This window comes from Kluyvera georgiana ATCC 51603, from assembly GCF_001654985.1.
GTDB classification, from domain to species: Bacteria; Pseudomonadota; Gammaproteobacteria; order Enterobacterales; family Enterobacteriaceae; genus Kluyvera; species Kluyvera georgiana.
Genome location: NZ_LXEU01000015.1, coordinates 167,232 through 193,801 on the forward strand (window position 1 = coordinate 167,232; position 26,570 = coordinate 193,801).

Genomic DNA, 26,570 nt, shown 5'->3' on the forward strand with positions numbered 1-26,570 from the left:
AGTGTCTTCTCCCGATACGATAAACCAGAATTGTGCGAAGCTTATGCATTGCCGAAGATAGTCATTAGCGTTATAGTGAGTACGCTTATTCTCAGGGCGGGGCGAAATTCCCCACCGGCGGTAAATCAGCTACGGCTGAAAGCCCGCGAGCGCTTCAGAAATTTTCTGAAGGTCAGCAGATCCGGTGTAATTCCGGGGCCGACGGTTAAAGTCCGGATGGGAGAGAGTAACGATTCAGTTGGGTTTATCCCGCTCGCGTTATCTATTTGCCGCTTGTCGGCACTCCTAAGACTGCCCTGATTCTGGTAACCATAATTTTAATGAGGTTTTTTTACCATGAATCAGACGCTACTTTCCTCTTTTGGTACTCCGTTTGAACGCGTTGAAAACGCACTGATTGCCCTGCGCGAAGGCCGCGGCGCGATGGTGCTGGACGATGAAGATCGTGAGAACGAAGGCGACATGATCTTTGCCGCCGAAAACATGACCGTTGAACAAATGGCGCTGACTATCCGTCACGGTAGCGGCATCGTTTGTCTGTGTCTGACCGACGAACGCCGTAAACAGCTGGATCTGCCGATGATGGTGGAAAATAACACCAGCGCCTACGGCACCGGTTTTACCGTCACTATTGAAGCGGCACACGGCGTCACCACCGGCGTTTCCGCCGCTGACCGCCTGACCACCGTTCGTGCGGCAATCGCCGATAACGCGAAACCGTCCGACCTGAACCGTCCGGGCCACGTATTCCCGCTGCGCGCACAGCCAGGCGGTGTACTGACCCGTGGTGGTCACACCGAAGCGACTATCGATCTGGTAAGCCTGGCAGGCTTCAAACCGGCGGGTGTTCTGTGTGAATTGACCAACGACGATGGCACCATGGCGCGCGCGCCGGAGTGCATCGCGTTTGCGAAGAAACATAACATGGCGCTGGTGACCATCGAAGATCTGGTGGCTTATCGTCGTGAACATGAACGTAAAGCCAGCTGATTGACAGTAAATCGCAAATGATAAAACCCGGTTAGCTCAGCGACCCGGGTTTTTTTATCGCATTAGCCGATACCCATCGACTGCAACACCACCAGACTCATTCCCATCACCGACATACCGCACAGCACGCCGTAGCTGGGGTTATTGTTAGGATCAATCTCTTTCGCCAGCGGCATCAGCTCGTCGACGGAAAGGGCGACCATGATGCCGGCGACCGCTGCCATAATCGCCGCCATGACCACCGGCGACACCATGCTGCCAAGAATCGCCCAGGCCAGTACGCCGCCGAGGATTTCGGCCATGCCGGAAATGCCCGCCCAGAATACCGCTTTACGCTTCGAACCCGTGGCGGCGTAGACCGGCCCGGCGACCGCCAGCCCTTCCGGGATATTGTGCAGCGCCACGGCCAGCGCAATGCCAAAGCCCAGCTCAAGATTATTGCTGGCGGTGACGAAAGTGGCGATCCCTTCCGGGAAGTTATGCAGGCTGATACCCAATGTTAGCAGAACGGCGGTGCGACGAATATTGCGCGGCAGCGGCTGCGTGTTCTTTTGCATCAGATCCTGCGGATGGGCATGCGGCAGCACCCTGTCGAGGGCGAAGTAGCCAAGCAGGCCAAAGACAAACATGCCGTAGCCGAGCACCGGCGGCATGCCCGGCGCATCCAGCGCTGCCGGCAGCATCTCCATCAGGGCGATGAGCAGCATAATCCCGGCGGCAAAGCCGAGGGAAAACGCCAGCACGCGGTTAGAAGGCTTCTGGCCGATCACCCCAAGAAAAGCGCCGATGAACGTCGCCGCGCCGGCCAATAATGTCAGAATCAGCGGAACCGACATTGTTTACTCCTTATGATAATGATTATCATTCATAATATTGAAAATCGTTTTCCCTTGCGAGGGCTGAACGCACTCTTTACGTCATCCTTACATTCAAATTTTCTGAAGATCATCATCACGCTTATCTGAGTTTATCCTCACTGAAAACAGGTTAATGTGGTGTTATCAAATCAATGCCTCTGGAAGGATAACACCATGTCTCGTAGCCGAATGCCAGCACTGTTTTTAGGTCACGGTAGCCCCATGAACGTACTGGAAGATAACCTCTATACCCGTACCTGGCAGCACCTGGGCGAGACGCTGCCGCGCCCGAAAGCGATTGTCGTGGTCTCCGCGCACTGGTTTACCCGTGGCACGGGGGTGACGGCGATGGAAACGCCGAAGACCATTCATGACTTTGGCGGCTTCCCGCAGGCGCTGTACGATACCCATTACCCGGCGCCAGGTTCCCCTGAACTCGCGCAGCGGTTGGTTGAGCTGCTGGCTCCGGTACCGGTGGCGCTGGACAAAGAAGCCTGGGGCTTTGACCACGGTTCCTGGGGCGTGCTGATCAAAATGTACCCGAAGGCGGATATCCCGATGGTGCAGCTGAGCATCGACAGCACCAAACCGGCGGCGTGGCATTTTGAGATGGGCCGTAAGCTGGCCAGCCTGCGCGATGAAGGCATCATGCTGGTGGCGAGCGGCAACGTGGTGCACAACCTGCGCACCGCGAAATGGCACGGCGATTCTACGCCATACCCGTGGGCCAGCTCTTTTAACGACTATGTGAAGGCGAATCTGGACTGGAAAGGGCCGACGGAGCAGCATCCGCTGGTGAACTACCTGTCGCATGAAGGCGGGTCGCTCTCTAACCCGACGGCGGATCACTTCCTGCCGCTGCTGTACGTGCTGGGGGCATGGGATGGCGAAGAGCCCATCACGATCCCGGTAGACGGTATCGAAATGGGCTCGCTGAGTATGCTGTCGGTGGTAATTGGCTGACGATTACTCGACGAAGATGTGCGGATAGAAGCGTGAAAGATCCTGAGTGATCAGCGCTCTGTCCTCACGAATACCGATTCCGGCTGGCTGATCGTTAATCAGCCAGCTGCCGATCAGCATATAGCTGTCGCCAAACTTCGGCAGCGGATGGAACTGCTGGACGATCATCCCTTCTTCGCCGTACGGGCCTTCGACTTGCTCGATGGTTTTGCCGTTTTCAACGATCGAAATGTTCGCGCCTTCGCGAGAGAAGATCGGTTTCACCACAAATTTGTCCATCTGCGGATGATCGTCTTCGGCGAAGTAGGCCGGCAGCAGGTTCGGGTGATCCGGGAACATCTCCCACAGCAGCGGCAGCAGCGCTTTGTTAGAGATGATGCTCTTCCACGCCGGTTCCAGCCAGCGCACGCCAGCGTCTTCCAGCTTGGTGGAGAACATCTCGCGCAGCATATACTCCCACGGATAGAGCTTGAACAGATTGCCGATCACCTGATCCTGCAGATCGGTAAACTGGCCTTTCTCACCCAGGCCGATATCTTCGATGTAGAGGAATTCGGTTGCGACACCTGCTTCCGCCGCACAGTCCTGTAGATACTGAACGGTGCCGCGATCTTCTACGGTATCGCGGCAGCAGGTCATGTGCAACAGCTGGAATCCGTGCTGTTCGCGCAGTTCGTTAAAGCGATCGATCAGCTTTTCCTGCAGGCTGTTGAACTGGTCGCTGCCTGCTGGCAGATTGCCCGCGTTCAGCTGATCTTCCAGCCAGATCCATTGGAAAAATGCCGCTTCATACAGCGAGGTTGGCGTGTCGGCGTTATTCTCCAGCAACTTCGGCTCGCCCTTACCGTCCCACGCCAGGTCCAGGCGCGAATAGAGCGACGGCTGGTTTGTCTGCCAGGACTGGCGGACAAAGCCCCAGGTGTGCTTGGGAATCCGGAATTTAGCCATTAGCTCATCGCTGGCGATGACGCGCTCGACCACCTTCAGGCACATCTGGTGAATCTCTGCGGTGACGTCTTCCAGTTTTTCCACCTGTGCGAGGGTGAGCTTGTAGTACGCTTCCTCGCTCCAGTACGGCTCACCGTACATGGTATGGAAGTTAAACCCGTATTCGGTCGCCTTTTCACGCCAGTCCGGGCGTTCAACAATACTGATTCTTTCCATGGCGATCAGCCACCCATTGAGCGGGAGGTGGTGCCGGTGGCGCTACGCTGCATGGTGGACTGTTTCGCCACCGACTCACCGAAGCCGCCGCGGGTAACGGTGCTGGTGGTTGCCGGTTTTGGCGCCATGGCGGTTTTCGGCACGTTCATCGAACGGCCCGGTTGGGCTGCGCCGTAGTTTTTACCGCTGGCGTCGGTGTATTTACCGTAGGCCGGGCTGGACGGGTTCTTCGAGGTGAAGACCGGTTGCTGCTGGTAGCCGCCCATGCCGCCGCTCATCATGCGGCCCATCATATAACCCGCCATCAGCGGCATCCAGAAGCTGCCGCTGCTTTGCGCCTGCGCCTGGTTCTCACCGGTTGGGGCCATGCCCGCCTGGGCAGGTGCCTGCTGGCACTGGCCTTCGCCGAATTCGGCTACGCAGTCTTCACGGCTGGCGTATTTCGGCGCGGTGCGTTCGGCTTCTTTCAGCGCGTTGTTGAACGTTGTTGTACACTCCGCGCTTTTGCCCGGGTTGGCCGCGGAGCAGTCGTCCGCATTCTGATACAGCGTGACGGTTTCATCGGTTTTCTCACAGCCTGCGAGCATAAAGACGGCGGTGACGGCCAGTGCAACCGGTGTGAGATGGCGCGCGCCCCAGCTTTTACGGAAAGCGGCGTGCTGAATGTTGTTTGTCCGTTTCATTTTATTCTTCCTGGACCCAGTGGAATGGTATTGCAATAGCGCTCAGGATAGTGGATGAGTGGTCGAAAATGAAGCGAAGAAACGGCGAAAGCGGGGGATCTTTACGTTGCCTTACGTTGGCGCAAAAAAAGGTCCGCACGGGGCGGACCTTGTTACCTGCAAACGTCAGCCTTAGCGGAGACGCGCTTTGCTGGTGGCCGGAGAGGTGTAGCCGTCGGCGGTGGCATCCTGCTGCGCATTTTCAGGCGCAATGGTGGCATTGGCGGTCGAAACCGGTTTGCCCAGGGTGTTGTTCAGCGCCAGCAGATCCTGCTCGTTCAGCGTGCCCAGTGCATTTTTGATATTCAACTGGTTGATCAGATAGTTGTAACGCGCGCTGGAGAGCTGTTGCTTCGCGTTGTACAGCGTGGTGGTCGCATCCAGCACGTCAACGATGGTACGGGTACCGACGGAGTAGCCCGCTTCCATGGCGTCTAAAGAACTCTGCGCAGAAACCACCGCCTGTTTGTAGGCGTTGATGCTGCTGATAGAGGCGTTGACGTTATTGAAGGAAGAACGCACGGTCTGCACCACGGAGCGGTGCGCGCTTTCAAGCTGCTCGCTGGCACCAACGAAGTTGTACTGCGCCTGTTTCACCTGCGAGTTGACCATTCCGCCCTGATACAGCGGCAGGGAGAAGCTCAGACCCACTTTGTTCTGACCGGCATCGTTATCATCGTACTGCGAAGAGCCGCGAGTTTTAGAGCCGCTGTAAGAGGTGTTAGACACCCCGGTAGAGGCGGTTAAATCCAGCGTCGGCAGGTGGCCGTCCTGCGCCTGGCGAATCTGCTCACGCGCCAGGTCCTGGCTCAGGCGAGCCTGCAACAGGGAGAGGTTGCGGTTCTCCGCCTCTTTCAGCAGAGAGTTCACGCCCTGCGGCTTATCGGTTTTGAAGCTGTCGACGTTCAGTGACGCCAGCTCCGGATAGTAGTTACCGGTGACCTGACGCAGCGCTTCTACCGCGTTGTCGAGGTTGTTACGCGCGGTGACTTCGTTCGCCAGTACGGTATCGTACTGTGAACGGGCGTTCTGCACGTCGGTGATGGCGACCAGGCCCACGTTGAAGCGCTGGGTGGTTTGGTCTAACTGACGGTAAATCGCCTGTTTCTGCGCTTCGGTGTAGGAGAGCGAGTCAATGGCGCTCAGCACGTTGAAGTACGCGGTTGCGGTATTCAGGATCAGCGTCTGTTGATCGGTCTGATAGGTCACATCCTGGATGCCCGCCGCTTTTTCTTGCAGGCTCAGCGCACGCCATTTGGACATATCGAACAGGGTCTGCGTCAACTGCAGCGAGCCGCTGGTGACGTTGGAGTTCACGCCGTTGCTGTCGCGGAAGCCGTTGGTGTAGGTATAATCGGCACCCAGACCTAGCTGCGGTAACAGCGGGCTACGCGCTTCGTTGATCTTTTCGAATGCCGCATCACGATCTGCTGCAGATTTACGGAGATCCGGGTTACTGGTACGTGCCTGCTGATAGACCTGTAACAGGTTCTCTGCCTGGCTCATTGTACTGAAGCCCGTCAGGCTCAGGCCAATTAAGATAGGGAGCAATTTCTTCATTTGCATTTGCATTCCTTGTTGTGAAGCTTAGCGCTGATCTAATTCACAGAAAAAATATTTGCCGATTGTACCAGAGTCCGCCGTGTTAAAAAGTTGGCGTAACGTGCCATCTGGCGTTAATTTGCACCAATCTACCATAGAGTGAGTGGATCCTAAGATAAACAGAGTTTAAATCCACAATTTCAACACAATTACTGCATAGGCCAGTCCATGACTAAATCACGTAACCCGGTGGTCACCCTCGCGAAAAACGATGTAGAAATTATTGCACGAGAAACAGTTTATCGCGGTTTTTTTTCGCTTGATGTGTACCGTTTTCGCCACCGTTTGTTCAATGGAGAAATGAGCGGAGAAGTTCGTCGCGAAATTTTTGAGCGCGGTCACGCTGCAGTCTTGCTACCCTTTGACCCAGTGCGTGACGAAGTGGTGCTGATCGAGCAGGTGCGTATTGCCGCTTATGACACCAGTGAGACCCCCTATCTGCTGGAGATGGTCGCGGGGATGATTGAAGAGGGCGAAACCGTTGAGGACGTCGCCCGCCGCGAGTCGCTGGAAGAAGCGGGGCTGATCGTGGGCCGCATGAAGCCGTGTCTGAGCTATCTGGCCAGCCCCGGCGGCACCAGCGAGCGTCTGAGCATTCTGGTGGGGGAAGTGGATGCGACAACGGCCAAGGGCATCCATGGCCTGGCGGAAGAACACGAAGACATTCGCGTTCATGTGGTAAGCCGGGAGTATGCTTATCAATGTGTGGAAGAGGGAAAAATTGACAACGCAGCGTCTGTCATCGCTTTGCAATGGCTGCAGCTGCATTATCAGGACTTACGAAAAGAGTGGGCAAAATGAAGCGCTATACACCTGACTTCCCTGAAATGATGCGTTTGTGCGAAACCAACTTCGCGCAATTACGCCGCTTACTGCCGCGCATTGATGAAGCCGGCGAAACGGTGAGCTATCAGGTGGCTAATGCGCAATATCGCTTAACGATAGTCGAATCAACTCGTTACACTACGCTTGTGACGATTGAACAAACGCACCCGGCGGTGAGCTACTGGAGCCTGCCGTCGATGACCGTGCGGTTGTATCATGACGCGATGGTGGCTGAAGTGTGTTCAAGTCAGCAGATCTTTCGCTTCAAAGCGCGGTATGATTATCCAAATAAAAAGTTGCATCAACGCGACGAAAAGCATCAAATTAATCAGTTTCTGGCCGACTGGCTTCGATTCTGTTTAGCACATGGAGCGATGGCGATTCCGGTTTGTACATAGAACCGTTCGGGCTGCCTCTGGGGCGCTGCCAGCGACGACGCTGCCTGAAAGGATGATGTGTATGTTTGCATCGTGAAACCTAAGGACACCATTTGGAAAGCCTTTTAAACCTTCCTCTGGCTGGTGGGGCCAGTGTCAGGGTACTGCAAATTACTGATACTCACCTGTTTGCTGAAAAAGATGAAACGCTGTTAGGGGTGAATACCTGGGAAAGCTACCACGCCGTCTTGCAGGCAATACATGCCTCGGCGCGTGAAGTTGACCTGGTGGTAGCGACAGGCGATTTAGCACAGGATCACTCATCCGCGGCCTATCAGCACTTTGCTGAAGGCATCGCGAGCTTTACTGCGCCCTGCGTTTGGCTTCCGGGAAACCATGATTTCCAGCCCTCCATGTACAGCACCCTGCAGGATGCTGGCATTTCTCCGGCCAAGCGCGTACTGGTTGGCGAACACTGGCAAATTCTGCTGCTCGACAGTCAGGTTTTCGGCGTGCCGCACGGTGAACTGAGCGACTTCCAGCTTGAGTGGTTAGAGAAACGGCTGGCGGAAATGCCGGAACGACATACCTTGCTGCTGCTGCACCATCACCCCCTGCCGGCGGGCTGTAGCTGGCTCGATCAGCACAGTCTGCGCAACGCCGGTGCCCTGGATAACGTGCTGGTGCACTATCCGCGCGTGAAGCATCTGCTGTGCGGCCATATTCACCAGGAGTTGGACGTCGAGTGGAACGGGCGCCGTATCATGGCGACGCCGTCAACCTGCGTGCAGTTTAAGCCGCACTGCGCCAACTTTACGCTGGATACCGTTTCGCCTGGCTGGCGTTGGCTGGAGCTGCATGCCGATGGTTCGTTAACCACCGAAGTCTGCCGTCTTGCCGGGTCAACATTCCATCCTGATACCGCATCTGAAGGCTATTAATGTCGACGCTTCTTTATCTGCATGGCTTTAACAGCTCTCCGTGCTCGGCCAAGGCCACGGCGCTTAAGCAGTGGCTGGCGGAGCACTATCCTGATGTGAAAATGCTGATTCCGCAGCTGCCCGTCTATCCGGCGGAAGCGGCGGAAATGCTCGAAGCGTTGGTGCTCAAGCACGGCGGTGAGCCGCTGGGTATTGTCGGATCGTCGCTGGGCGGCTATTACGCCACCTGGCTGTCGCAGTGTTTCATGCTGCCTGCGGTGGTGGTGAACCCGGCGATACGCCCGTTTGAGCTGCTGGTGAATTTCCTCGGCCCGAACGAGAATCCCTACACCGGGCAGCAATATGTGCTAGAGTCACGCCATATTTACGATCTCAAAGTGATGCAAATTGACCCGCTTGAGGCACCGGATCTCATCTGGTTGCTTCAACAAACCGGCGATGAAGTGCTGGATTACCGCCAGGCCGTGGACTATTTTGCCTCCTGCCGACAAACGGTAGAGGAGGGCGGTAATCACGCATTTACCGGCTTTGAAGATCACTTCACACAGATTATCGATTTCCTGGGGTTGCATTAAGCAGCGCCAACTACCTACGAATAGATCATGACGCAATCTTCTTATAACGCTGATGCCATTGAGGTACTCACCGGGCTTGAGCCGGTTCGCCGCCGTCCGGGAATGTACACAGATACCACTCGTCCTAACCACCTTGGTCAGGAAGTGATTGATAACAGCGTGGATGAAGCGCTGGCCGGGCACGCGAAGCGTGTCGAAGTCATCCTCCATGCCGATCAGTCGCTGGAAGTTATCGACGACGGCCGCGGCATGCCCGTCGACATCCATCCGGAAGAGGGCGTACCGGCGGTTGAGCTGATCCTTTGCCGTCTGCACGCGGGCGGTAAGTTCTCCAACAAAAACTACCAGTTCTCCGGCGGCCTGCACGGCGTGGGGATTTCGGTGGTGAACGCCTTGTCCAAACGCGTTGAAGTCAACGTTCGTCGCGACGGCCAAATCTACAGCATCGCGTTTGAGAACGGCGAAAAAGTCGAAGATTTACACGTCTCCGGTACCTGCGGGAAACGCAATACCGGCACCAGCGTTCACTTCTGGCCGGACGAAAGCTTCTTCGACAACCCGCGTTTTTCCGTGTCCCGCTTAAGCCACCTGCTGAAAGCGAAAGCGGTACTTTGCCCGGGCGTTGAAATCGTCTTTAAAGACAAAGTCAACGATACTGAACAGACCTGGTGCTACGCTGACGGTCTGAACGACTATCTCAGTGAAGCGGTGAACGGCCTGCCGCTGCTGCCGGAAAAACCGTTTGTCGGCAACTTCTCCGGCGACACCGAAGCGGTAGACTGGGCGCTGCTATGGCTGCCGGAAGGCGGCGAGCTGCTGACCGAAAGCTACGTCAACCTGATCCCGACCATGCAGGGCGGTACGCACGTTAACGGTCTGCGCCAGGGCCTGCTCGACGCGATGCGCGAGTTCTGCGAATACCGCAACATCCTGCCGCGCGGCGTGAAGCTGTCGGCGGAAGATATCTGGGATCGCTGCGCTTACGTGCTGTCGGTGAAGATGCAGGATCCGCAGTTTGCCGGGCAGACCAAAGAGCGTCTCTCCTCGCGTCAGTGCGCGGCGTTTGTCTCCGGCGTGGTGAAAGATGCCTTTAGCCTGTGGCTGAACCAGAACGTCCAGGCCGCTGAACTGCTGGCCGAAATGGCGATTTCCAGCGCTCAGCGTCGTCTGCGCGCGGCGAAAAAAGTGGTGCGTAAAAAGCTCACCAGCGGGCCGGCGCTGCCGGGTAAACTGGCCGACTGTACCGCGCAGGATCTCGCGCGCACCGAACTGTTCCTTGTGGAAGGTGACTCGGCGGGCGGTTCAGCGAAACAGGCGCGCGATCGTGAATATCAGGCGATCATGCCGCTCAAAGGTAAGATCCTTAACACCTGGGAAGTCTCCTCTGACGAAGTACTGGCCTCGCAGGAAGTGCACGATATTTCCGTGGCGATCGGCATCGATCCGGACAGTTCGGATCTCAGCCAGCTGCGCTACGGCAAGATCTGTATCCTTGCGGATGCGGACTCCGATGGTCTGCACATCGCCACGCTGCTCTGCGCGCTGTTTGTGAAGCACTTCCGCGCGCTGGTGAAAGAAGGTCACGTCTACGTGGCGCTGCCGCCGCTGTATCGTATCGATTTGGGCAAAGAGGTTTACTACGCTCTGACCGAAGAAGAAAAAGCGGGCGTGCTGGAGCAGCTCAAGCGCAAGAAAGGCAAGCCGAACGTGCAGCGTTTTAAAGGTCTGGGTGAAATGAACCCGATGCAACTGCGCGAAACCACGCTTGATCCGAACACTCGCCGCCTGGTGCAGCTCATCATCAACGATGAAGATGAACAGCAGACCGATGCGACCATGGATATGCTGTTGGCCAAGAAGCGTTCGGAAGACCGCCGCAACTGGCTGCAGGAAAAAGGCGATATGGCCGATCTCGAAGCCTGATTTGCAATCCAGAATTCCCCCTAAAAAGGAGACGCACGCGTCTCCTTTTTTATTGCCCGCGCGCCCTCTCACTCTGGCGCAATAGCAAACCGCCAACGCTAATGAATCGATTCATTTCTAATTTCTGTGCTTTATGAAATGCCATTTTAAAATTTGGTATGACAGGTCACACTTTAGTTGTATGACTTCTACCATATTCTTCCGCTGGACATAAAACATACTTTTGAACATGGACGTCAATCTATGCAGGCAAGTGATTCGCATAGTGAATTTTATCTTTCCTTACAAGAGAATCGTCTATGTTAAGAAGAAAACTGGCTTTAAGCGTTTTATCTTTCTCGTTACTGATGGGGTCTGCGGCGGCGATGGCGAAAACGGTGTTCATCGCTTCAGATGTGCATCCCGCTGATTATCCGACGACTGCTGCGGTGATTCACATGGGGGAGAAGCTCAGTCAACAAACCGACGGGCGTCTCTCCATCAGGATGTTCCCAAGTGGGCAGATGGGAGATGAAAGCACCACGCTGGAAAAGACCCGTGCCGGGGCGATTGATATTCTGCGCGTTTCTATGGCACCGGTTGGCGGCATCCTGCCGCAGGTGAGCGTCTTCAACATGCCGTTTGTGTTCCGCGATACCGATCATCAGCACAAAGTGCTGGATGGCGACGTGGGGAGCAAACTGGCGAAAGAGATCTCCGACAGCAACCTCGGTCTGGTTTTCCTTGGCTGGATGGACGCGGGCTCGCGCAGCTTGATCACCAAAAAACCGATCACCACCCTCGACGATCTGAAAGGGGTGAAGATCCGTCTGCAAAACAACCCGATTGGCCTCGATACCTTTAAAGCGCTGGGCGCTAACCCGATCGTTCTGCCGGTTGGCGACGTCTTCGCCAGCCTGCAAACCGGGGTGATTGACGCAGCAGAAAACAACGAACCGACCTTTGATACTGAAAACTACGTGGTGGCCGGTACCAAATATTTTGACCTCACCGAACACTTTATGATCCCGGAAGTGCTCGCCTTCTCGAAGCGTAAATGGAGCAAGCTGTCGGCGGAAGATCAGGCGCTGATCGTGAAGCTGGCCAAAGAAGCGCAGGCGGAAGAACGCGTGCTATGGGCTGAATACGTCGAGAAATCCAAACAGCGTCTGCAAAGCCAGGGCGTGAAATTCCTGCCGGTGGATAAAAAACCCTTTGTCGATGCCACCGCGCCGGTTCGCGAGAAATATGGCAAGCAGTTCAGCGACTTAATGCAAGAAATTCAGGACACCAAATAATCCCCGTGGCGGCAGGACGGCGCGTGCTGGCCTGCCCGTTTTGATCTGGAGATAACAATGAAAAATATCTATGTCCTGGTCATGGATGGCGTGTATCGGATCTGTATCTGGCTGTCAGGGATCAGCCTATTATTTATGACGTTTATTTATCTGGTGGGGATTTACGCCCGTTTTCGTCCTGATTTTCCGGCATGGCTCGATTTTCTCCCGCATGCCTCAACCAGCTGGCCGGAACCGTTGTCGCAGATTTGCATGATCACCTTCTCCTTCGTGGGGGCGGCCGCTGCCTATCGGGCGGGCAGCCACATCGCGATTACGATGCTGGTGGATCACATTAACCCGGCGATGAAAAAGGGGCTGGCGGTGTTTGTCGATCTGGCGATGCTGGCCACCTGCCTGTTTATCATTCACTGGGGGATTATCGGTTGTATGGATGCCTGGGAGGACGTGGTGCCGTCGCTGCCGTTCCTGACCTCGGGGATCACCCATTTACCAATTCCGCTGGGTTCGTTCTTCACGCTGCTGTTCGTGGTTGAAAAACTGCTGTGCGGCCCGCAAACGCACCGCGAGCTGGTGCAGTTTGGCTCGCCGAAAGTCGGTCACTAAGGGGCACAAGCAATGGACTTAACGCTGATTATATTTGTCGTGACCTTCGTGGTGTTGATGGCCGTGGGGATGCCGGTGGCCTACGCCGTGGGGTTGACCGCCGTGGTGGTGACCGCCTTCGCGGACTTCTCGCTCGATGGCCTGGTTATCACCATTTTCCACAGTACCGATAACGTCAACCTGTTGACCATTCCTTTCTTCGTGTTCGCGGGGGCGATCATGGCTGAAGGGGGAATGGCGCGACGGCTGGTGGATTTTGCCGGGCTGTTTGTCGGCTGGATCCGCGGGGGGCTGTCGCTGGTTAACATTCTGGCCTCCACGCTGTTTGGCGCGATTTCTGGATCTTCGGTGGCGGATACCGCCTCGATCGGATCGGTGCTGATCCCAGAAATGGAGCGTAAAGGCTATCCGCGTTCTTTTGGCGCGGTGCTGACCGCCAGCGCCTCGGTACAGGCGATCCTGGTGCCGCCGAGCCATAACTCGGTGCTGTTTGCTATCGTGGCGAACACCGCGGCGGTGACCATTCCGGCGATGTTCCTCGCCGGGATCATTCCCACGTTGGTGCTGTGCCTGACGCTTATCGTTATGTGTTTGATTGCGGCACGTAAAAACAACTATCCGAAAGAAGCGCGCGTTGAGCTGAAGCGCAAGATCAAGATTGCCTCAGACGCCATCTGGGGACTCGTGACCATTGTGATCATCTCCGGCGGCATCCTCTCCGGCTTCTTTACGCCGACGGAGTCAGGGGCGATTGCCTGTATCTGGGCGATGTTTGTCACCTTCTTTGTCTACCGCGAATACAAGCTGAAAGATTTCCCGAAGCTTATCCACCGCACGATTAAAACCGTCACTATGGTGATGGTGCTGATCGCTTTTGCCGCCGCTTTTGGTTCGGTGATGACGCTGGTAGGGCTGCCGCAGGAGATCTCTGCCGCATTGTTGTCGCTGTCAGATAACAAGTACGTCATCCTGTTAATCATCAACATCATGCTGCTGCTGTTGGGCTGTTTGATGGACATGGCGCCGCTGATTCTGATCCTGACGCCGATCCTGCTGCCGGTGGTGGTGGAGCTGGGTATCGATCCGGTGCACTTCGGTATCATCATGATGATGAACTTAGGCATTGGGCTGATCACGCCGCCGGTAGGTTCGGTACTGTTCGTGGCCAGCGCCGTCAGCGGGCAGAAGATTGAAACCGTGGTTAAAGCGATGATTCCGTTCTATTGCGTACTGTTCCTGGTGCTGATTATCATCACCTATATTCCGATGATTTCGCTGTGGTTGCCGGGGCGCTTCCACTAGCCCGCTGGCGCGAAACGTGATTTTTCCGATACTGCAAGGGGGTCTCACCGATCCCCTTTTTAAATGAGCTAATAAAGTAAGTCACCTCGGTAAACCCCACCTGACCGGCAATTTCGCTCACCGGCAGCGTGCTGTGCAGCAGCAGTTCGCAGGCGCGGCGCAGGCGGATAGTATTGAGATAATCGTGGATATGTTCCCCGGTTTCGGCGTGAAAGCGGCGCGACAGGTAGCTGCGTGATTTGCCCAATTCTGCCGCCAGCGCATCAAGGCTGAACTTCTTCTGATAATTCTCCTCAATCCAGAACATCACCGGGCTGGCGATACCGCGCGAGGTGTCGGTCATTTTTTCCTGTACCGGCGGCAGCATGCTAAATAGCGTCATCAGCATACAGGCGATCTGCTCGGTGCTGAGAGCGGAGAGGCTGGCGGCACGGGCATAAAGGCTGAACAGATGGTCGATATGCGGATGCATCTCGGCTAAATCGGCGACAAATGCCGGGCGGCCCCGTGTGGAAAGCATCTGCAAACGGCGGTGATTATCGGGAAAATGACGGAGAAGTTTGGCAATAGCGTGCTGATCGACGTGAATAATGGTACGGCGATAGCTGTCCTGCGCTTTCTCATCCACCATGATTTTATGCAACGTAAATGGCGGGAAGAAAAACAGCCGGCCGGGGCGCATGGTGTACTGGCGATTGTCGACGATCACCACGCCAAAACCCTCTTCAACGTAGAGAATTTCCAGACACTGGTGCCAGTGATGGTAGCGCACGGTGTTGGCAAAAAGCCGGCTGAATGACGCCACCGTATCATTCAATGTGATCAGCTCAAGATGTTCGGCATTCCAGGACGATGTCATGTGCAATATATTTAAATTTTTGCCGGGTTAATCTTACTACTAAACCACTGTTTTAAATTTTAGCAAGCGGCGACTCACGCAATCGTATCAGTTGTGACCGGGTTAACATTTCTCAGTACTGCCAATTCTCTATCCTTTAGCCACTTTCGAGGATGGTTAATTCAGGGGGCAGGACAGTGAGCGAAATATCAAAAATATTGTCATCACGAGAAGACGTAACAACAACGCTGATGACGATGCTGAGCGCTCTCGATAAACAATTTCCCGCTGGCGTGGCGCAGTTTTCGCTGGGTAACACCTGTGCGCACTACACCACGGATATCGCGGAGATGGAGGGCTTATCGAGAGCGCTTTGGGGGCTGTTCCCGCTGCTGGCGGGCGGGGCAGAGGCGCCGTTCAGCGACAAGTATATTACGGCCATTAAGCTTGGCACCGATCCGCACAGCCCGTCCTACTGGGGCGAAACCGGGCCGTACGATCAGCGGCTGGTCGAAATGGCCGCCTACGGCCTGGGGCTGGCGCTGCTGCAGAACAAACTGACCGCGCATTTCAGCGACGCAGAACTGGCAAATCTGCACCGCTGGCTGAATCAAATCACCGATGCCCAGATGCCGGACAGCAACTGGAACTATTTCGCGGTGATTGTCCAGTTGGGCTTTAAGCGCGCCGGGCTGCCTTACGATCAGGCGGCGATCGACCGTCGCTTTGAGATGATGGAAGCCTACTATCTTGGCGACGGCTGGTACTCCGATGGCCCCGGCCGGCCGAAAGACTACTACATCTCGATGGCGTTCCACTTCTATGGCCTGATTTACGCCACCCTGAACGCCAATGATGACCCGGCCCGCGCGGCGACGCTGCGCGATCGCGCCAGCCTGTTTGCCAAAGATTTTATCTACATGTCCGCCGCCGATGGCGCGTCGGTGCCGTTTGGTCGCAGCCTGACCTACCGTTTTGCCATGGTGGCTTTCTGGAGCGGCGTGGCGTTTGCTGAGCTTGATGTGTTCTCGCCGGGCGTCGTGAAAGGCATTATCCTGCGTCACCTGCGCTGGTGGTTGGCGCAGCCGATTTTCGATCGCGACGGTATTTTAACGCTGGGTTTCGCGTACCCGAATCTGGCGATGTGCGAAGACTACAATTCACCGGGCTCGCCGTACTGGGCGCTGAAAGTGTTCCTGATTCTGGCGCTGCCCGCCAATCATGCGTTCTGGCAGGCTGAAGAGCTGCCGCTGCCGACGTTAGACCCGGTTCACGCCATTGTCCCGGCACAGCAGATTTTGCAACACGATGAAGGTTCGCAGCACGTGGTGATGCTCACCTCCGGACAGCTGGAGCTGAACAACTACGTCAATACCGAAGCCAAATACACCAAATTTGCCTACTCCACCCGTTTTGGTTTCACCATCGAGCGTGGGCGCTATGGCATTAAACACGCGGCCTGCGACTCCATGCTGCTGCTGTCGGATAACGACAACTACTGGCGTGGGCGTCGCGAATGCGCCCGCGTGGAGATGCTGGACGGCGCGATCTACTCCCGCTGGCTGCCGTGGCACGACGTGCAGATCGATACCTGGCTGATTCCCTGCGGCGAATGGCACGTGCGCGTTCACCGTGTTAATACCGCGCGTCGTCTGCAAACGGTGGAGGGCGGTTTCGCGGTGATGAAGGCCGATGCGGAAATCACTGGAGGCCAAAGCCGCGTTCGTGCCGCTAATGGTACCAGCGTGGTGGTCGATCTCTCCCCGCACGCGGTGCGCCAGGCTGACTGCGTGATTACGCCGCCAAACAGCAGCGTGATGTTCCCGGAATGCGCGGCTATCCCCATGCTCTCTGGCGATATCGCCCCCGGCGAACACTGGTTGTGTTGCGCCGTCGCCGCGAGCGGAGACGCGGATGCACCGCTACCGGCATTGCCGATGCTGCATATTGAAAACAATGCGCTAAGCGTCAGGGATAACGTGAGCGGAAAAATAACAAATTTAAGTTTATAACCCTCCGGATAAAAGAATAAACCGGAATATCCCCTCGCCAGCTTTGAATTGTCATGATTCAGAGCTGGCACCCTACAAAGTTTTGTCGAGGACCGTATGGAAAAAATAGCGTCTCCAAACAGGCTTGAATATTACAAAATTAGTTCGTTTATCTTTTTATACTTCTTTACCTGGTCCGCCAGTATTGGCCTCTTTGCCATTTGGCTCGGGCAAAAAGCGGAGCTCAGTGGCGCAGTTATTGGCACCGTTTTTGCCGTTAACGGAATATTCTCGGTGATTCTCAAACCGATCTACGGCTATATTCTTGATAAAATCGGCATGAGTAAATATCTGCTCTATTTTGTGGTGGTGATGTCCGCCCTGATGGCGCCGTTCTTTATTTATGTATACCAGCCACTGCTGCTGTCTTACACCACCCTCGGGATTATTGTCGGGGCAATTTATCTGAGCTTCGCATGGTATGCCGGCGTGGCGGCCTGTGAATCGTATGCCGATCGTTACAGCCGTCTGAACAGCATGGAGTTCGGCCAGATTCGTATGTGGGGCTCGCTCGGTTGGGCGGTGGCGTCCTCATTCTCCGGTCTGCTGTTTAATATCTCTCCGGCCTACAACTTTATTCTCGGCAGCGTAGCGTCGCTGGTCATGCTGGCAGTGTTAATCAGCCTGAAGGTCGATACCCAGACGGCGAATGCAAGTGCTGTGATTTCTAAAGATAAAATTGTCCTGAAAGACGTTTTCGATCTGCTGAAAAGCGGCAAATTCTGGGCCTTCTGCCTGTATGTGGCCGGGGTTGCATGGATGATGTTTGTCGCTGAGCAGCAGTTCTCCCGTTATTTTGTGACCTTCTTTGATGATGTTCATGAAGGGAATACCATATTTGGCCTGCTCGGCACGGTACAGTCCGGCACCGAATTTGTGATGTATATATTTATGCCGATGTTTGTGAATTATATCGGTGCAAAACGCGGTCTGATTATAGTCGGCGCATTAGTTGGCGCACGACTGGTTATTTCAGGCCTGTGCGACTCTCATCTGCTGATTTCCGTTATTAAGCCGCTGTACGGTCTGGAAATTTGTCTGCTGCTGGTATCAGTCTTTAAATATATTGCCGAGCATTTCGATAAACGCGTTAATGCCACCATGTATTTATTAGGCTATCAGGCGATGCTGTATATCGGTAACGTCGTGGTCTCGTCCCCGGCAGGATTATTGTACGACCGTATTGGTTTCGAAAAAACCTATATTATTATGGGCGGAATTGCGCTGTTCTTTACGCTTATCTCCGCGTTCACTTTATCCGCCTGTAAACGTCAGAATCATCGCCAGCCAGCCCTTGATGTGGCTGAAAATGGTATTTCTAAATAAGCCTTACTGATTGAAGGAACCGAATATGTTAAACCAAATCGTTGAGGAAAAATTACGTGAATTCCCGGGCGCTCCCGTTAATCTGCAAACGTTTAACGATGAGCTGTGCTCGGCGCGTAGCCATGTCCTTAAGCTGATTAGCCGTCATTTAACGGATTTCGGTGATAAATTCCCCGGCGAGGCCTGCGTTAAAGGTTATTACCCGTTAACCGAAAACGTTGAATGGACCACCAGCTTCTGGACCGGGCAGCTCTGGCTGGCGTGGGAAATGACCGGTGATGAGAAGTATCGGGCGCTGGCGGAAAAACACGTGCGTTCATTCGGCCTGCGCATTGCCGGGCGTCATGATACCAATACCCACGATCTGGGCTTTCTGTACACGCTCTCCTGCGTATCGGCGTGGCGCCTGACCGGCAATCGCGACGCGCGCGGTTTTTCCCTGCAGGCGGCGGAAGCGCTGCTCGAACGCTTCCACCGCAAAGCGGAAATCATTCAGGCCTGGGGCGTGTTGACCGATCCGGAGCAGGCCGGGCGCATGATCATCGACTGCACCATGAACCTGCCGTTGCTGTACTGGGCGACGGAACAGACCGGCGACCCGCGCTTTGCCGATGCGGCCCGCGCGCATGTGCGTCAGTCTGCGAAGTATCTGGTGCGTGAAGATGCTTCGACCTACCACACCTACTATATGGACGTGCAGACCGGCGAACCGCGCTTTGGCAAAACGCAGCAGGGTTATGCCGACGACTCCTGCTGGTCGCGCGGCCAGGCGTGGGGCATCTACGGCTTTATGCTGAGTTTCCTCTACACCGGCGATAAGGAACTGATTAGCTTGTCGAAAAAGCTGGCGAACTACTTCCTTAACCGTTTACCGGAGGATGCGATCTGTCACTGGGATCTGGCGCTTGTCGGCACCGATGCGCTGCGTGATTCGTCATCGGCGGCGATTGCGGTATGTGGACTGCTGGAGCTGGTGAAGCATCTGCCGACCACCGATCCGGATCGTGAACGCTATCAGCAGTGGGCGATGGGCATCATGTCGTCGCTGTCAAAAAACTATCTGATGGGGTTAGACGAGCCGGGTACCGGCGTGCTGAAGCATTCGGTGTATCACTTCGCCAGCGATAAAGGCGTGGATGAGTGCTGTAGCTGGGGGGATTACTTCTATGTGGAAGCGCTGGTACGTATGACGCAGAGCTGGAAGCTGTACTGGTAATATGTCGTCTGGAGTCGGCGTGTTTACGCCGACTCCAGTGAAATACGGGCTTAAACGCCCGCTTGCAGAATACGAATGCTCGTATCCAGCACGTCGCCTTTCACCGCTTCACCCCAGGCTTTCATATGTGGGGTTTGCAGGTGCGCTTCAAGATGTGCCACGCTTTCCCACATTTCGACCATCACGATTGAGTCCGGGGCGGTCGTCTGGAAACTCACGCCCGCGACGTGATCAACCATCGGTGCATAGCCGTGGCAGCCGTCTTCTTTCAGGACGGTCGGGATAATTTTCGCGAACTGATCCAGTACCGCCTGACGGTGGTGTTGGCCGGGACGGGTACGGATTTCAGCAATAACTGTCAACATGATTAACTCCTTCTAATTCCTGACTAACAGTTAACCAAAAATTTTCCCAAGATGCTCGCGATATTCTGCAACGTAGCGCGGAATGTCCGGCATTTTAATCACGTCGTTGGCGATAAAGGTTGGCAGCGCTTCCATTCCCAGGAACTGGTTGGCTTTGTGGAACGGCAGATACACGCCGTCAACGCCCACGCCGTGGAAGAACTGTTCTTTATCGGTAAAGGCTTCCATCGGTGCGTTCCAGGTCAGGGACAGCATGTAGGTTTTGCCCTGAATCAGGCCGCCAGAACCGTATTTCTTGCTCGCGTCGGAGCGGGTGCGGCCATCGCTGGCGTACAGGGAGCCGTGACCTTCGGTGAAGACGTCATCGATGTATTTTTTCACGGTCCACGGTGCGCCCATCCACCAGCCCGGCATCTGCCAGATGACGGAGTCCGCCCACAGGAAGTTCTGCACTTCGGCTTTGACATCGTAGTCGCCGTCGGCGCGAACCACTTTAACATCATGCCCGAGGTCGCGCAGGAAGGTTTCCGCGACTTCGGTCAGGGTGTCATTCAGCTGGCCGTTGGAGTGGCCGAATTTTTTCGCGCCGTTAACAATCAGGATATTGCTCATTATATGTCCTCAATAAAATGCCTTTGTCAGCCATGATACCCGGCAACTTGCTGGGGTTAAATGTGCAAAATGTGCAAAGTCTTTTGCTGAAATAGCAATAATCTCTTCAGCCACGAATATCGACCTGGAAACCGCCGTTGGGCACATTGCGGAAAGTCACGGACATATGATGTAACGCCGCGATGCGCTGCACGATAGACAGCCCCAGGCCGCTGCCGGTGGCATCCTGGCCCGGCGGGCGATAGAAACGTTCGCCGATGCGCGCCAGCGCCTCCGGGCTGATGCCCGGCCCGTTGTCGCGCACGCTAAACCCGTCAGGGGTCAGCGTCACGTCGACCACGCTGCCTGCCGGGCTATAGCGCACGGCATTGTCCAGCAGGTTACGCACCAGCAGACCCAGCAGCAGCGGCTGAGCCGTCCGGGTGACCGACTGAGCATTGAGATGCAGCCGCACTTCGATGCCTGCTTTTTGCGCCGTGTGGTAGATGTCCATGACGGAGGATTGCAGCAGCTCGTCCAACGCGACGCTCTGCACGTCCGCCAGCTGTTCGAGCGAATCCAGGCGCGAAAGGGTAAGCAGCTGTTCCACCAGCCGGGTGGCGCGGTCAATACCCTCATGCAGCTGCATCAGCGCTTTACGCTGGCTTTCTGGATCGTCCTGAGACATCTGCGCCACTTCGGCCTGCACCCGCAGCGCCGTTAAGGGGCTGCGCAGCTCGTGGGCGGCGTCAGAGGTAAAGCGCCGCTCGCGGGTCACCATGTCGTGGGTTCGACGGAACAACTGGTTGAGGGCATCCAGCAGCGGGCGTACTTCCGTCGGTACGCTATCGGTGTTCAACGGCTCACTGGCATCCGGGTCGCGTTGGCGCAGCGTGCGGGTCAGCTTTTTCAGCGGCGCCAGCTCGCGGCTCAGCAGCACGATCAGCAGCAAAAACATCACCGGCAGTGCGATAAGCCACGGCGTCAACTGGCTGGTAATGATATCCAGCGCCATCTCGCGACGGTAATCCCACTCCTGGCCGACAACGATGCGATACTTTTTATCGGCGGTGGTCAGCCAAAGAAAGCGCCAGGGGTCATCGTCATTGTTGAGTTGCCCGTCATCGAAACCATCCCGCCGATAGTGATAGGGAATGTCCGGCCCATTTTCACCGTCGTGCAGCACCATTTTGCCGTCAGTGGTGTAGATGGCGAAGGCCAGTACGTCGTCATCCAGATGGCCGTGTTTTACCTTTTTCGGCGTGCGGATCCACTGACGTGAAGCCGACAGGTCGGTAAAATCCATGGCGCTGATGCGTTTGGCAAATAACATCTGCTGGGTGTCGAAAAGCTCATCCAGCTTTTTGGTGGTTTGCTTCCAGGCGATGGCGCTGGCGAAACACCAGGTGATGGCGGCAAGCAGCATAAACAGCAGCGTCAGACGGACGCGCAGGCTAAGGTGGCGGAACAGATTCATTGGTCACCCAGGGTGTAGCCGATACCGTGAACGGTGCGGATAAAGGCGCTGCCAAGTTTGCGGCGCAGATGGTGGACGTGCACTTCAATGGCGTTACTGATGACCTCTTCATCCCAGCTGTAGAGCTTCTCTTCAATGAGCTTGCGGGGCAGCACGCGCCCGGCGTTGCGCAGCAGCAGCTCCAGCAGCGCGAACTCTTTGGGTTTGAGCACCAGCGCTTCGCCTTTTAGCGTGGCGGTCAGGCTGCCGGGATCCAACTCGACGTCGCCGTGACGTAGTACGCTGCTGGGCTGCCCATGGGCGCGACGAATCAGCGCCTCCAGCCTGGCGGCGACTTCAATCAGGGCAAAGGGCTTACAGAGATAATCGTCGGCGCCGAGACGTAACCCTTCCACGCGCTGGCTAAGCGCATCGCGAGCGGTGAGGATGAGCACCGGCTCGCGGCGGGCGTTTTCGCGCCACTCGCGCAGAATATCCAGCCCGTCGATACCCGGCAGCGTCAGGTCGAGGATCACGGCATCGTAAGGGGCCGTGTAGAGGGCGGTTTTGCCTTCCTCACCACGGGTGAACCAATCAAGGGTGAAGCCCATTTTTCCCAGCCCGGTCTTAATGCCGTCGCCGATAAGCTTGTCATCTTCCACTAATAAAATGCGCATATCTTGCTCCTTGCCGACACTCTGAATGCCAAGTAAACCGCGCCTTTAGCGCCGCTGTACAGCAAAAAAAATTCTTTTTTCCGCTTAAGAAGTTGTTAAGAATTGGACGGTGTAATAGGCAGCACAGCCAATAACAAGGAGACATTATCATGAAGAAACTTGCTGCTTTCGCCGCCATTCTGGCACTGGCATCCGCACCGGCCTTCGCGGCTAATCAGGGCGGTTTTTCCGGCCCTTCCAGCACCACGACGACGCAAACCGGCGGCTTTACCGGCCCTAGCGGAACGGTAACCACCGCGGCAAACGCGAAGTCGATGCGTGACGATACCTGGGTGACGCTGCGCGGTAATATCACCGAGCGTGTTTCCGACGATCTGTATATCTTTAAAGATTCCAGCGGCACCATCAATGTCGATATTGACCACAAGCGCTGGAACGGCCAGACCATCTCCCCGCAGGATCTGGTGGAAATTCAGGGTGAAGTAGATAAAGACTGGAACTCTGTCGAAGTCGACGTGAAGCAAATTCGTAAAGTGAATCCGTAACCCACACAGCGCAAGATCGGTCAGGATTCACCGCCGCCCGGTGGGCAGAATAGGCCACAAGGAGGCAGTGATGAATGACCTGATAAGCGCGGCTTATTCCGAACGTCTGCGGCGCGTTTGCGACCACATTGAGCGTCATCTGGATGAGCCTCTGTCGATTGAAGCGTTAAGCCGGATGGCGCACAGCTCGCCGTTTCATTTTCACCGGCAGTTTACCGCCTGGAGCGGGCTTCCGCTCTATCGCTATATCCAGTGGCTGCGTTTGCGCCGCGCGTCATGGCGGCTGGCGTTTAATCCGCAGGATAAAGTTATCGATATCGCGCTGGATGCCGGGTTCCAGAATCCGGAGTCGTTCTCACGTGCTTTCAAAACCGCGTTTGGTCAAAGCCCGCGCCGGTTCCGGCAATCGCCGGACTGGCTGGCCTGGCACCAACGCGTTCCTAAACTTGCGTTACAGGAGCAGCATGTAATGGACGTAAAAATCGTTGATTTTCCACCTACCCGCGTTGCGATGCTGACGCATCTGGGGCATCCGGATAAGGTCAACGCCAGCGCGGCGAAATTTATTGCATGGCGACGCGAAACGGGCCAGTCGCCGATTGCCAGCAGTCAGACTTTTGGCATCGCCTGGCACGACCCGCAGACCACGCCGCCGGATCAATTCCGCTTTGCTATCTGCGGCAGCGTCCGCCAGCCGATAGCTGAAAATGACGTTGGCGTGGTGAATAGCGAGATTCCCGGCGGGCGCTGCGCGGTGGTGCGCCATCAGGGAGCGCTCGACAGCCTCCCGGAGAGCGTGTGGTATTTATTCCGCGAATGGCTACCGGCTAGCGGCGAGACGCCGCGCGATTTTCCGCTCTTCTTCCAGTACCTGAATTTCGTCCATGAGGTGGCGGAACATGAGCTGCTGACGGATATCTATCTGCCGCTTCGTTAACTTCCTTGCAACCTATCTCACGGTTTGTGACTCAGACCGTGAGATAGGGTATTATCTGCGGCAATATTGCCGTCCGAACGGTCAGCATGCAGATTGAGGATCCCCTGTTAATGAGCGATATGGCAGAGCGCCTTGCGCTACATGAATTTACGGAAAACGCCTACTTAAACTACTCCATGTACGTGATCATGGATCGTGCGTTGCCGTTTATTGGCGATGGCCTGAAGCCGGTACAGCGCCGCATCGTCTACGCGATGTCAGAGCTGGGGCTGAACGCCAGCGCCAAATTTAAAAAATCCGCCCGTACCGTTGGTGACGTACTGGGTAAGTATCATCCGCACGGCGACAGCGCCTGCTATGAAGCCATGGTGCTGATGGCGCAGCCGTTCTCTTATCGTTACCCGCTGGTCGATGGCCAGGGGAACTGGGGCGCGCCGGATGATCCCAAGTCATTCGCGGCGATGCGTTATACCGAATCCCGCTTGTCTAAATACTCCGAGCTGCTGCTAAGCGAGCTGGGGCAGGGAACGGCTGACTGGGTGCCCAACTTCGACGGCACGATGCAGGAGCCGAAAATGCTGCCTGCGCGCGTGCCGAACATCCTGTTGAACGGCACCACCGGTATTGCCGTGGGCATGGCGACGGATATTCCGCCGCACAACCTGCGCGAAGTGGCGAAAGCGGCGATTACGCTGATTGAGAAACCGCAGACCACCCTCGACGAAGTGCTGGATATTGTCCAGGGGCCGGACTACCCGACCGAAGCGGAAATCATCACCTCCCGTGCGGAAATCCGCAAAATTTACCAGAACGGTCGTGGTTCCGTGCGCATGCGCGCGGTGTGGACCAAGGAAGACGGCGCGGTGGTGATTACCGCACTGCCGCATCAGGTTTCCGGCGCCAAGGTGCTGGAACAGATCGCGGCCCAGATGCGCAACAAAAAGCTGCCTATGGTTGACGACCTGCGCGATGAATCTGACCATGAGAACCCGACCCGTCTGGTGATCGTGCCGCGTTCCAATCGCGTGGACATGGAGCCGGTGATGCATCACCTGTTTGCCACCACCGATCTGGAAAAAAGCTACCGCATCAACCTGAACATGATTGGCCTCGACGGCCGCCCGGCGGTGAAAAACCTGCTGGAGATCCTCACCGAGTGGCTGGCGTTCCGCCGTGACACGGTGCGCCGTCGTCTGAACTATCGTCTGGAGAAAGTGCTCAAGCGCCTGCATATCCTTGAAGGTTTGCTGGTGGCGTTTCTCAACATCGATGAAGTGATCGAGATCATCCGTAACGAGGATGAGCCGAAACCCGCGCTGATGTCGCGCTTTGGCATCAGCGAAACGCAGGCGGAAGCGATCCTTGAGCTGAAACTGCGCCATCTCGCCAAACTCGAAGAGATGAAGATTCGCGGCGAGCAGGACGATTTAGCCAAAGAACGCGATCAGCTGCAGGCGATCCTCGCCTCCGAGCGCAAGATGAGTAACCTGCTGAAGAAAGAACTGCAGGCCGATGCGGATGCTTTCGGCGACGACCGTCGTTCGCCGCTGCACGAGCGTGAAGAAGCGAAGGCGATGAGCGAGCACGATATGCTGCCGTCCGAGCCGGTCACCATCGTGCTGTCACAGATGGGCTGGGTGCGTAGCGCCAAAGGCCACGATATCGACGCGCAGGGGCTGAGCTATAAGTCGGGCGACAGCTGGAAAGCATCGGTGAAAGGCAAGAGCAACCAGCCGGTGGTGTTTGTCGATACCACCGGTCGCAGCTACGCCATTGACCCGATTACGCTCCCGTCCGCGCGCGGGCAGGGCGAACCGCTGACCGGTAAACTGACGCTGCCGCCAGGCGCGACCGTCGAGCATATGCTGATGGAAGGGGACGATACCAGGCTGCTGATGGCCTCCGATGCGGGCTATGGTTTCCTGTGTACCTTCAACGATCTGGTGGCGCGTAACCGTGCTGGTAAAGCGCTGATTTCGCTGCCGGAAAATGCCCATGTGATGCCGCCGCTGGTCGTTGAGGACGAGTCCGACATGCTGCTGGCGATCACCGCCGCGGGCCGTATGCTGATGTTCCCGTTGAGCGATCTGCCGCAGCTGTCGAAAGGTAAGGGTAACAAGATTATCAGTATCCCATCGGCGGAAGCGGCCAACGGTACCGATAGCCTTGCACACCTGTATATCCTGCCGCCGCAGAGCACGCTGACCTTCCACGTGGGCAAACGTAAGATCAAACTGCGCCCGGAAGAACTGCAAAAAGTGACCGGTGAACGCGGTCGTCGCGGCACGCTGATGCGCGGCCTGCAGAAAATCGACCGTGTGGAGATTGATTCGCCGCAGCGCGCGCAGGTGGACGATAGCGAAGAGTAAGTTTTCCCCGCCGCTGGGCGGGGGAAAATTTGCCGTAAAACCGTTGTTAATTCAGCCGTTGCGATTAACAATACC

25 protein-coding genes and 1 riboswitch are annotated in these 26,570 nt (G+C 56.0%); of the genes, 16 read left to right on the forward strand and 9 right to left on the reverse strand.

The window, feature by feature from the left end; genetic code table 11:
- Positions 1-83: 83 nt before the first annotated feature.
- A riboswitch (FMN riboswitch) is annotated at positions 84-232 on the forward strand.
- 104 nt (positions 233-336) lie between these two features.
- The gene (ribB, locus tag M989_RS03905) at positions 337-990 is read left to right on the forward strand and encodes a 3,4-dihydroxy-2-butanone-4-phosphate synthase (protein ID WP_064542295.1); all 654 of its coding nucleotides are present in this window, start codon (positions 337-339) and stop codon (positions 988-990) included.
- A 62-nt stretch (positions 991-1,052) separates the two neighbouring features.
- On the opposite strand, the gene zupT is transcribed toward ribB, so the two are convergent.
- On the reverse strand, positions 1,053-1,826 hold the full coding sequence (zupT, locus tag M989_RS03910; RefSeq protein ID WP_064542298.1) for a zinc transporter ZupT: 774 nt from the start codon (positions 1,824-1,826) through the stop codon (positions 1,053-1,055).
- Between the two features lie 195 nt (positions 1,827-2,021).
- Between zupT and ygiD the strand changes: the two genes are divergently transcribed.
- Complete coding sequence (gene ygiD, locus M989_RS03915) at positions 2,022-2,810, forward strand: 4,5-DOPA-extradiol-dioxygenase (protein ID WP_064542302.1); 789 nt, start codon at positions 2,022-2,024, stop codon at positions 2,808-2,810.
- 3 nt (positions 2,811-2,813) lie between these two features.
- On the opposite strand, the gene M989_RS03920 is transcribed toward ygiD, so the two are convergent.
- The 3 genes from M989_RS03920 to tolC form a co-directional block, all read right to left on the reverse strand.
- Positions 2,814-3,974 carry a glutathionylspermidine synthase family protein gene (locus M989_RS03920; RefSeq protein WP_064542305.1) on the reverse strand — a complete coding sequence of 387 codons (1,161 nt, stop codon included), beginning with the start codon at positions 3,972-3,974 and terminating at the stop codon, positions 2,814-2,816.
- A 5-nt stretch (positions 3,975-3,979) separates the two neighbouring features.
- Positions 3,980-4,657, reverse strand: a complete 678-nt coding sequence (locus M989_RS03925; RefSeq protein WP_064542307.1) for a DUF1190 family protein — start codon at positions 4,655-4,657, stop codon at positions 3,980-3,982.
- 171 nt (positions 4,658-4,828) lie between these two features.
- Positions 4,829-6,256 (reverse strand): outer membrane channel protein TolC, encoded by a 1,428-nt coding sequence (gene tolC, locus M989_RS03930; protein ID WP_064542531.1) that lies wholly within the window; start codon positions 6,254-6,256, stop codon positions 4,829-4,831.
- A 210-nt stretch (positions 6,257-6,466) separates the two neighbouring features.
- On the opposite strand from tolC, the gene nudF reads away from it, so the two are divergent.
- The 8 genes from nudF to M989_RS03970 all read left to right on the forward strand — a co-directional run bounded on the left by nudF (position 6,467) and on the right by M989_RS03970 (position 14,124).
- On the forward strand, positions 6,467-7,099 hold the full coding sequence (nudF, locus tag M989_RS03935) for an ADP-ribose diphosphatase (RefSeq protein WP_064542311.1): 633 nt from the start codon (positions 6,467-6,469) through the stop codon (positions 7,097-7,099).
- Entirely contained in the window at positions 7,096-7,521 is a 426-nt protein-coding gene (locus tag M989_RS03940; protein WP_064542314.1) for a DUF1249 family protein, read from the forward strand. Before nudF ends, M989_RS03940 begins: the two co-directional genes overlap by 4 nt.
- Positions 7,522-7,613: 92 nt before the next feature.
- A complete protein-coding gene (gene cpdA, locus M989_RS03945; RefSeq protein ID WP_064542317.1) occupies positions 7,614-8,441 on the forward strand; it encodes a 3',5'-cyclic-AMP phosphodiesterase in 828 nt (275 codons plus the stop codon).
- On the forward strand, positions 8,441-9,016 hold the full coding sequence (gene yqiA / locus M989_RS03950; RefSeq protein WP_064542320.1) for an esterase YqiA: 576 nt from the start codon (positions 8,441-8,443) through the stop codon (positions 9,014-9,016). Before cpdA ends, yqiA begins: the two co-directional genes overlap by 1 nt.
- A 27-nt stretch (positions 9,017-9,043) precedes the next feature.
- A complete protein-coding gene (gene parE / locus M989_RS03955) occupies positions 9,044-10,939 on the forward strand; it encodes a DNA topoisomerase IV subunit B (RefSeq protein WP_064542323.1) in 1,896 nt (631 codons plus the stop codon).
- 299 nt (positions 10,940-11,238) lie between these two features.
- Positions 11,239-12,216 carry a TRAP transporter substrate-binding protein gene (locus tag M989_RS03960; protein WP_064542326.1) on the forward strand — a complete coding sequence of 326 codons (978 nt, stop codon included), beginning with the start codon at positions 11,239-11,241 and terminating at the stop codon, positions 12,214-12,216.
- Positions 12,217-12,273: 57 nt separating this feature from the next.
- On the forward strand, positions 12,274-12,822 hold the full coding sequence (locus M989_RS03965; RefSeq protein ID WP_064542329.1) for a TRAP transporter small permease: 549 nt from the start codon (positions 12,274-12,276) through the stop codon (positions 12,820-12,822).
- A gap of 12 nt (positions 12,823-12,834) precedes the next feature.
- A complete protein-coding gene (locus M989_RS03970; protein WP_064542332.1) occupies positions 12,835-14,124 on the forward strand; it encodes a TRAP transporter large permease in 1,290 nt (429 codons plus the stop codon).
- Here the strand turns inward: M989_RS03970 and M989_RS03975 are convergent.
- A complete protein-coding gene (locus M989_RS03975; RefSeq protein WP_064542335.1) occupies positions 14,075-14,983 on the reverse strand; it encodes an AraC family transcriptional regulator in 909 nt (302 codons plus the stop codon). The genes M989_RS03970 and M989_RS03975 overlap by 50 nt on opposite strands.
- A 152-nt stretch (positions 14,984-15,135) precedes the next feature.
- Here M989_RS03975 and M989_RS03980 point away from each other — a divergent pair, with 152 nt between their 5' ends.
- From M989_RS03980 to M989_RS03990, 3 genes are all read left to right on the forward strand, one after another.
- Positions 15,136-16,974, forward strand: coding sequence for a DUF2264 domain-containing protein (locus M989_RS03980; RefSeq protein ID WP_064542338.1), 1,839 nt, complete (start codon positions 15,136-15,138; stop codon positions 16,972-16,974).
- A gap of 96 nt (positions 16,975-17,070) precedes the next feature.
- Positions 17,071-18,339 (forward strand): oligosaccharide MFS transporter, encoded by a 1,269-nt coding sequence (locus M989_RS03985; RefSeq protein WP_064542340.1) that lies wholly within the window; start codon positions 17,071-17,073, stop codon positions 18,337-18,339.
- A gap of 25 nt (positions 18,340-18,364) precedes the next feature.
- Positions 18,365-19,555 (forward strand): glycoside hydrolase family 88 protein, encoded by a 1,191-nt coding sequence (locus tag M989_RS03990; protein WP_064542344.1) that lies wholly within the window; start codon positions 18,365-18,367, stop codon positions 19,553-19,555.
- A gap of 50 nt (positions 19,556-19,605) precedes the next feature.
- On the opposite strand, the gene M989_RS03995 is transcribed toward M989_RS03990, so the two are convergent.
- The 4 genes from M989_RS03995 to qseB all read right to left on the reverse strand — a co-directional run bounded on the left by M989_RS03995 (position 19,606) and on the right by qseB (position 22,644).
- Positions 19,606-19,920 carry a putative quinol monooxygenase gene (locus tag M989_RS03995; RefSeq protein ID WP_064542347.1) on the reverse strand — a complete coding sequence of 105 codons (315 nt, stop codon included), beginning with the start codon at positions 19,918-19,920 and terminating at the stop codon, positions 19,606-19,608.
- A 30-nt stretch (positions 19,921-19,950) separates the two neighbouring features.
- Positions 19,951-20,532, reverse strand: coding sequence for an NAD(P)H-dependent oxidoreductase (locus tag M989_RS04000; RefSeq protein ID WP_064542349.1), 582 nt, complete (start codon positions 20,530-20,532; stop codon positions 19,951-19,953).
- A 106-nt stretch (positions 20,533-20,638) separates the two neighbouring features.
- Positions 20,639-21,988, reverse strand: coding sequence for a quorum sensing histidine kinase QseC (qseC, locus tag M989_RS04005; RefSeq protein ID WP_064542352.1), 1,350 nt, complete (start codon positions 21,986-21,988; stop codon positions 20,639-20,641).
- Positions 21,985-22,644 (reverse strand): quorum sensing response regulator transcription factor QseB, encoded by a 660-nt coding sequence (gene qseB, locus M989_RS04010; RefSeq protein ID WP_064542355.1) that lies wholly within the window; start codon positions 22,642-22,644, stop codon positions 21,985-21,987. The genes qseC and qseB overlap by 4 nt, the downstream gene beginning before the upstream one ends.
- 149 nt (positions 22,645-22,793) lie before the next feature.
- On the opposite strand from qseB, the gene M989_RS04015 reads away from it, so the two are divergent.
- The 3 genes from M989_RS04015 (at position 22,794) to parC (ending at position 26,495) form a co-directional block, all read left to right on the forward strand.
- Positions 22,794-23,189, forward strand: coding sequence for a YgiW/YdeI family stress tolerance OB fold protein (locus tag M989_RS04015; protein ID WP_064542358.1), 396 nt, complete (start codon positions 22,794-22,796; stop codon positions 23,187-23,189).
- 70 nt (positions 23,190-23,259) lie between these two features.
- Complete coding sequence (locus M989_RS04020) at positions 23,260-24,126, forward strand: AraC family transcriptional regulator (RefSeq protein WP_064542361.1); 867 nt, start codon at positions 23,260-23,262, stop codon at positions 24,124-24,126.
- A gap of 110 nt (positions 24,127-24,236) precedes the next feature.
- Positions 24,237-26,495, forward strand: coding sequence for a DNA topoisomerase IV subunit A (gene parC, locus M989_RS04025; RefSeq protein ID WP_064542363.1), 2,259 nt, complete (start codon positions 24,237-24,239; stop codon positions 26,493-26,495).
- Positions 26,496-26,570 lie beyond the last annotated feature (75 nt).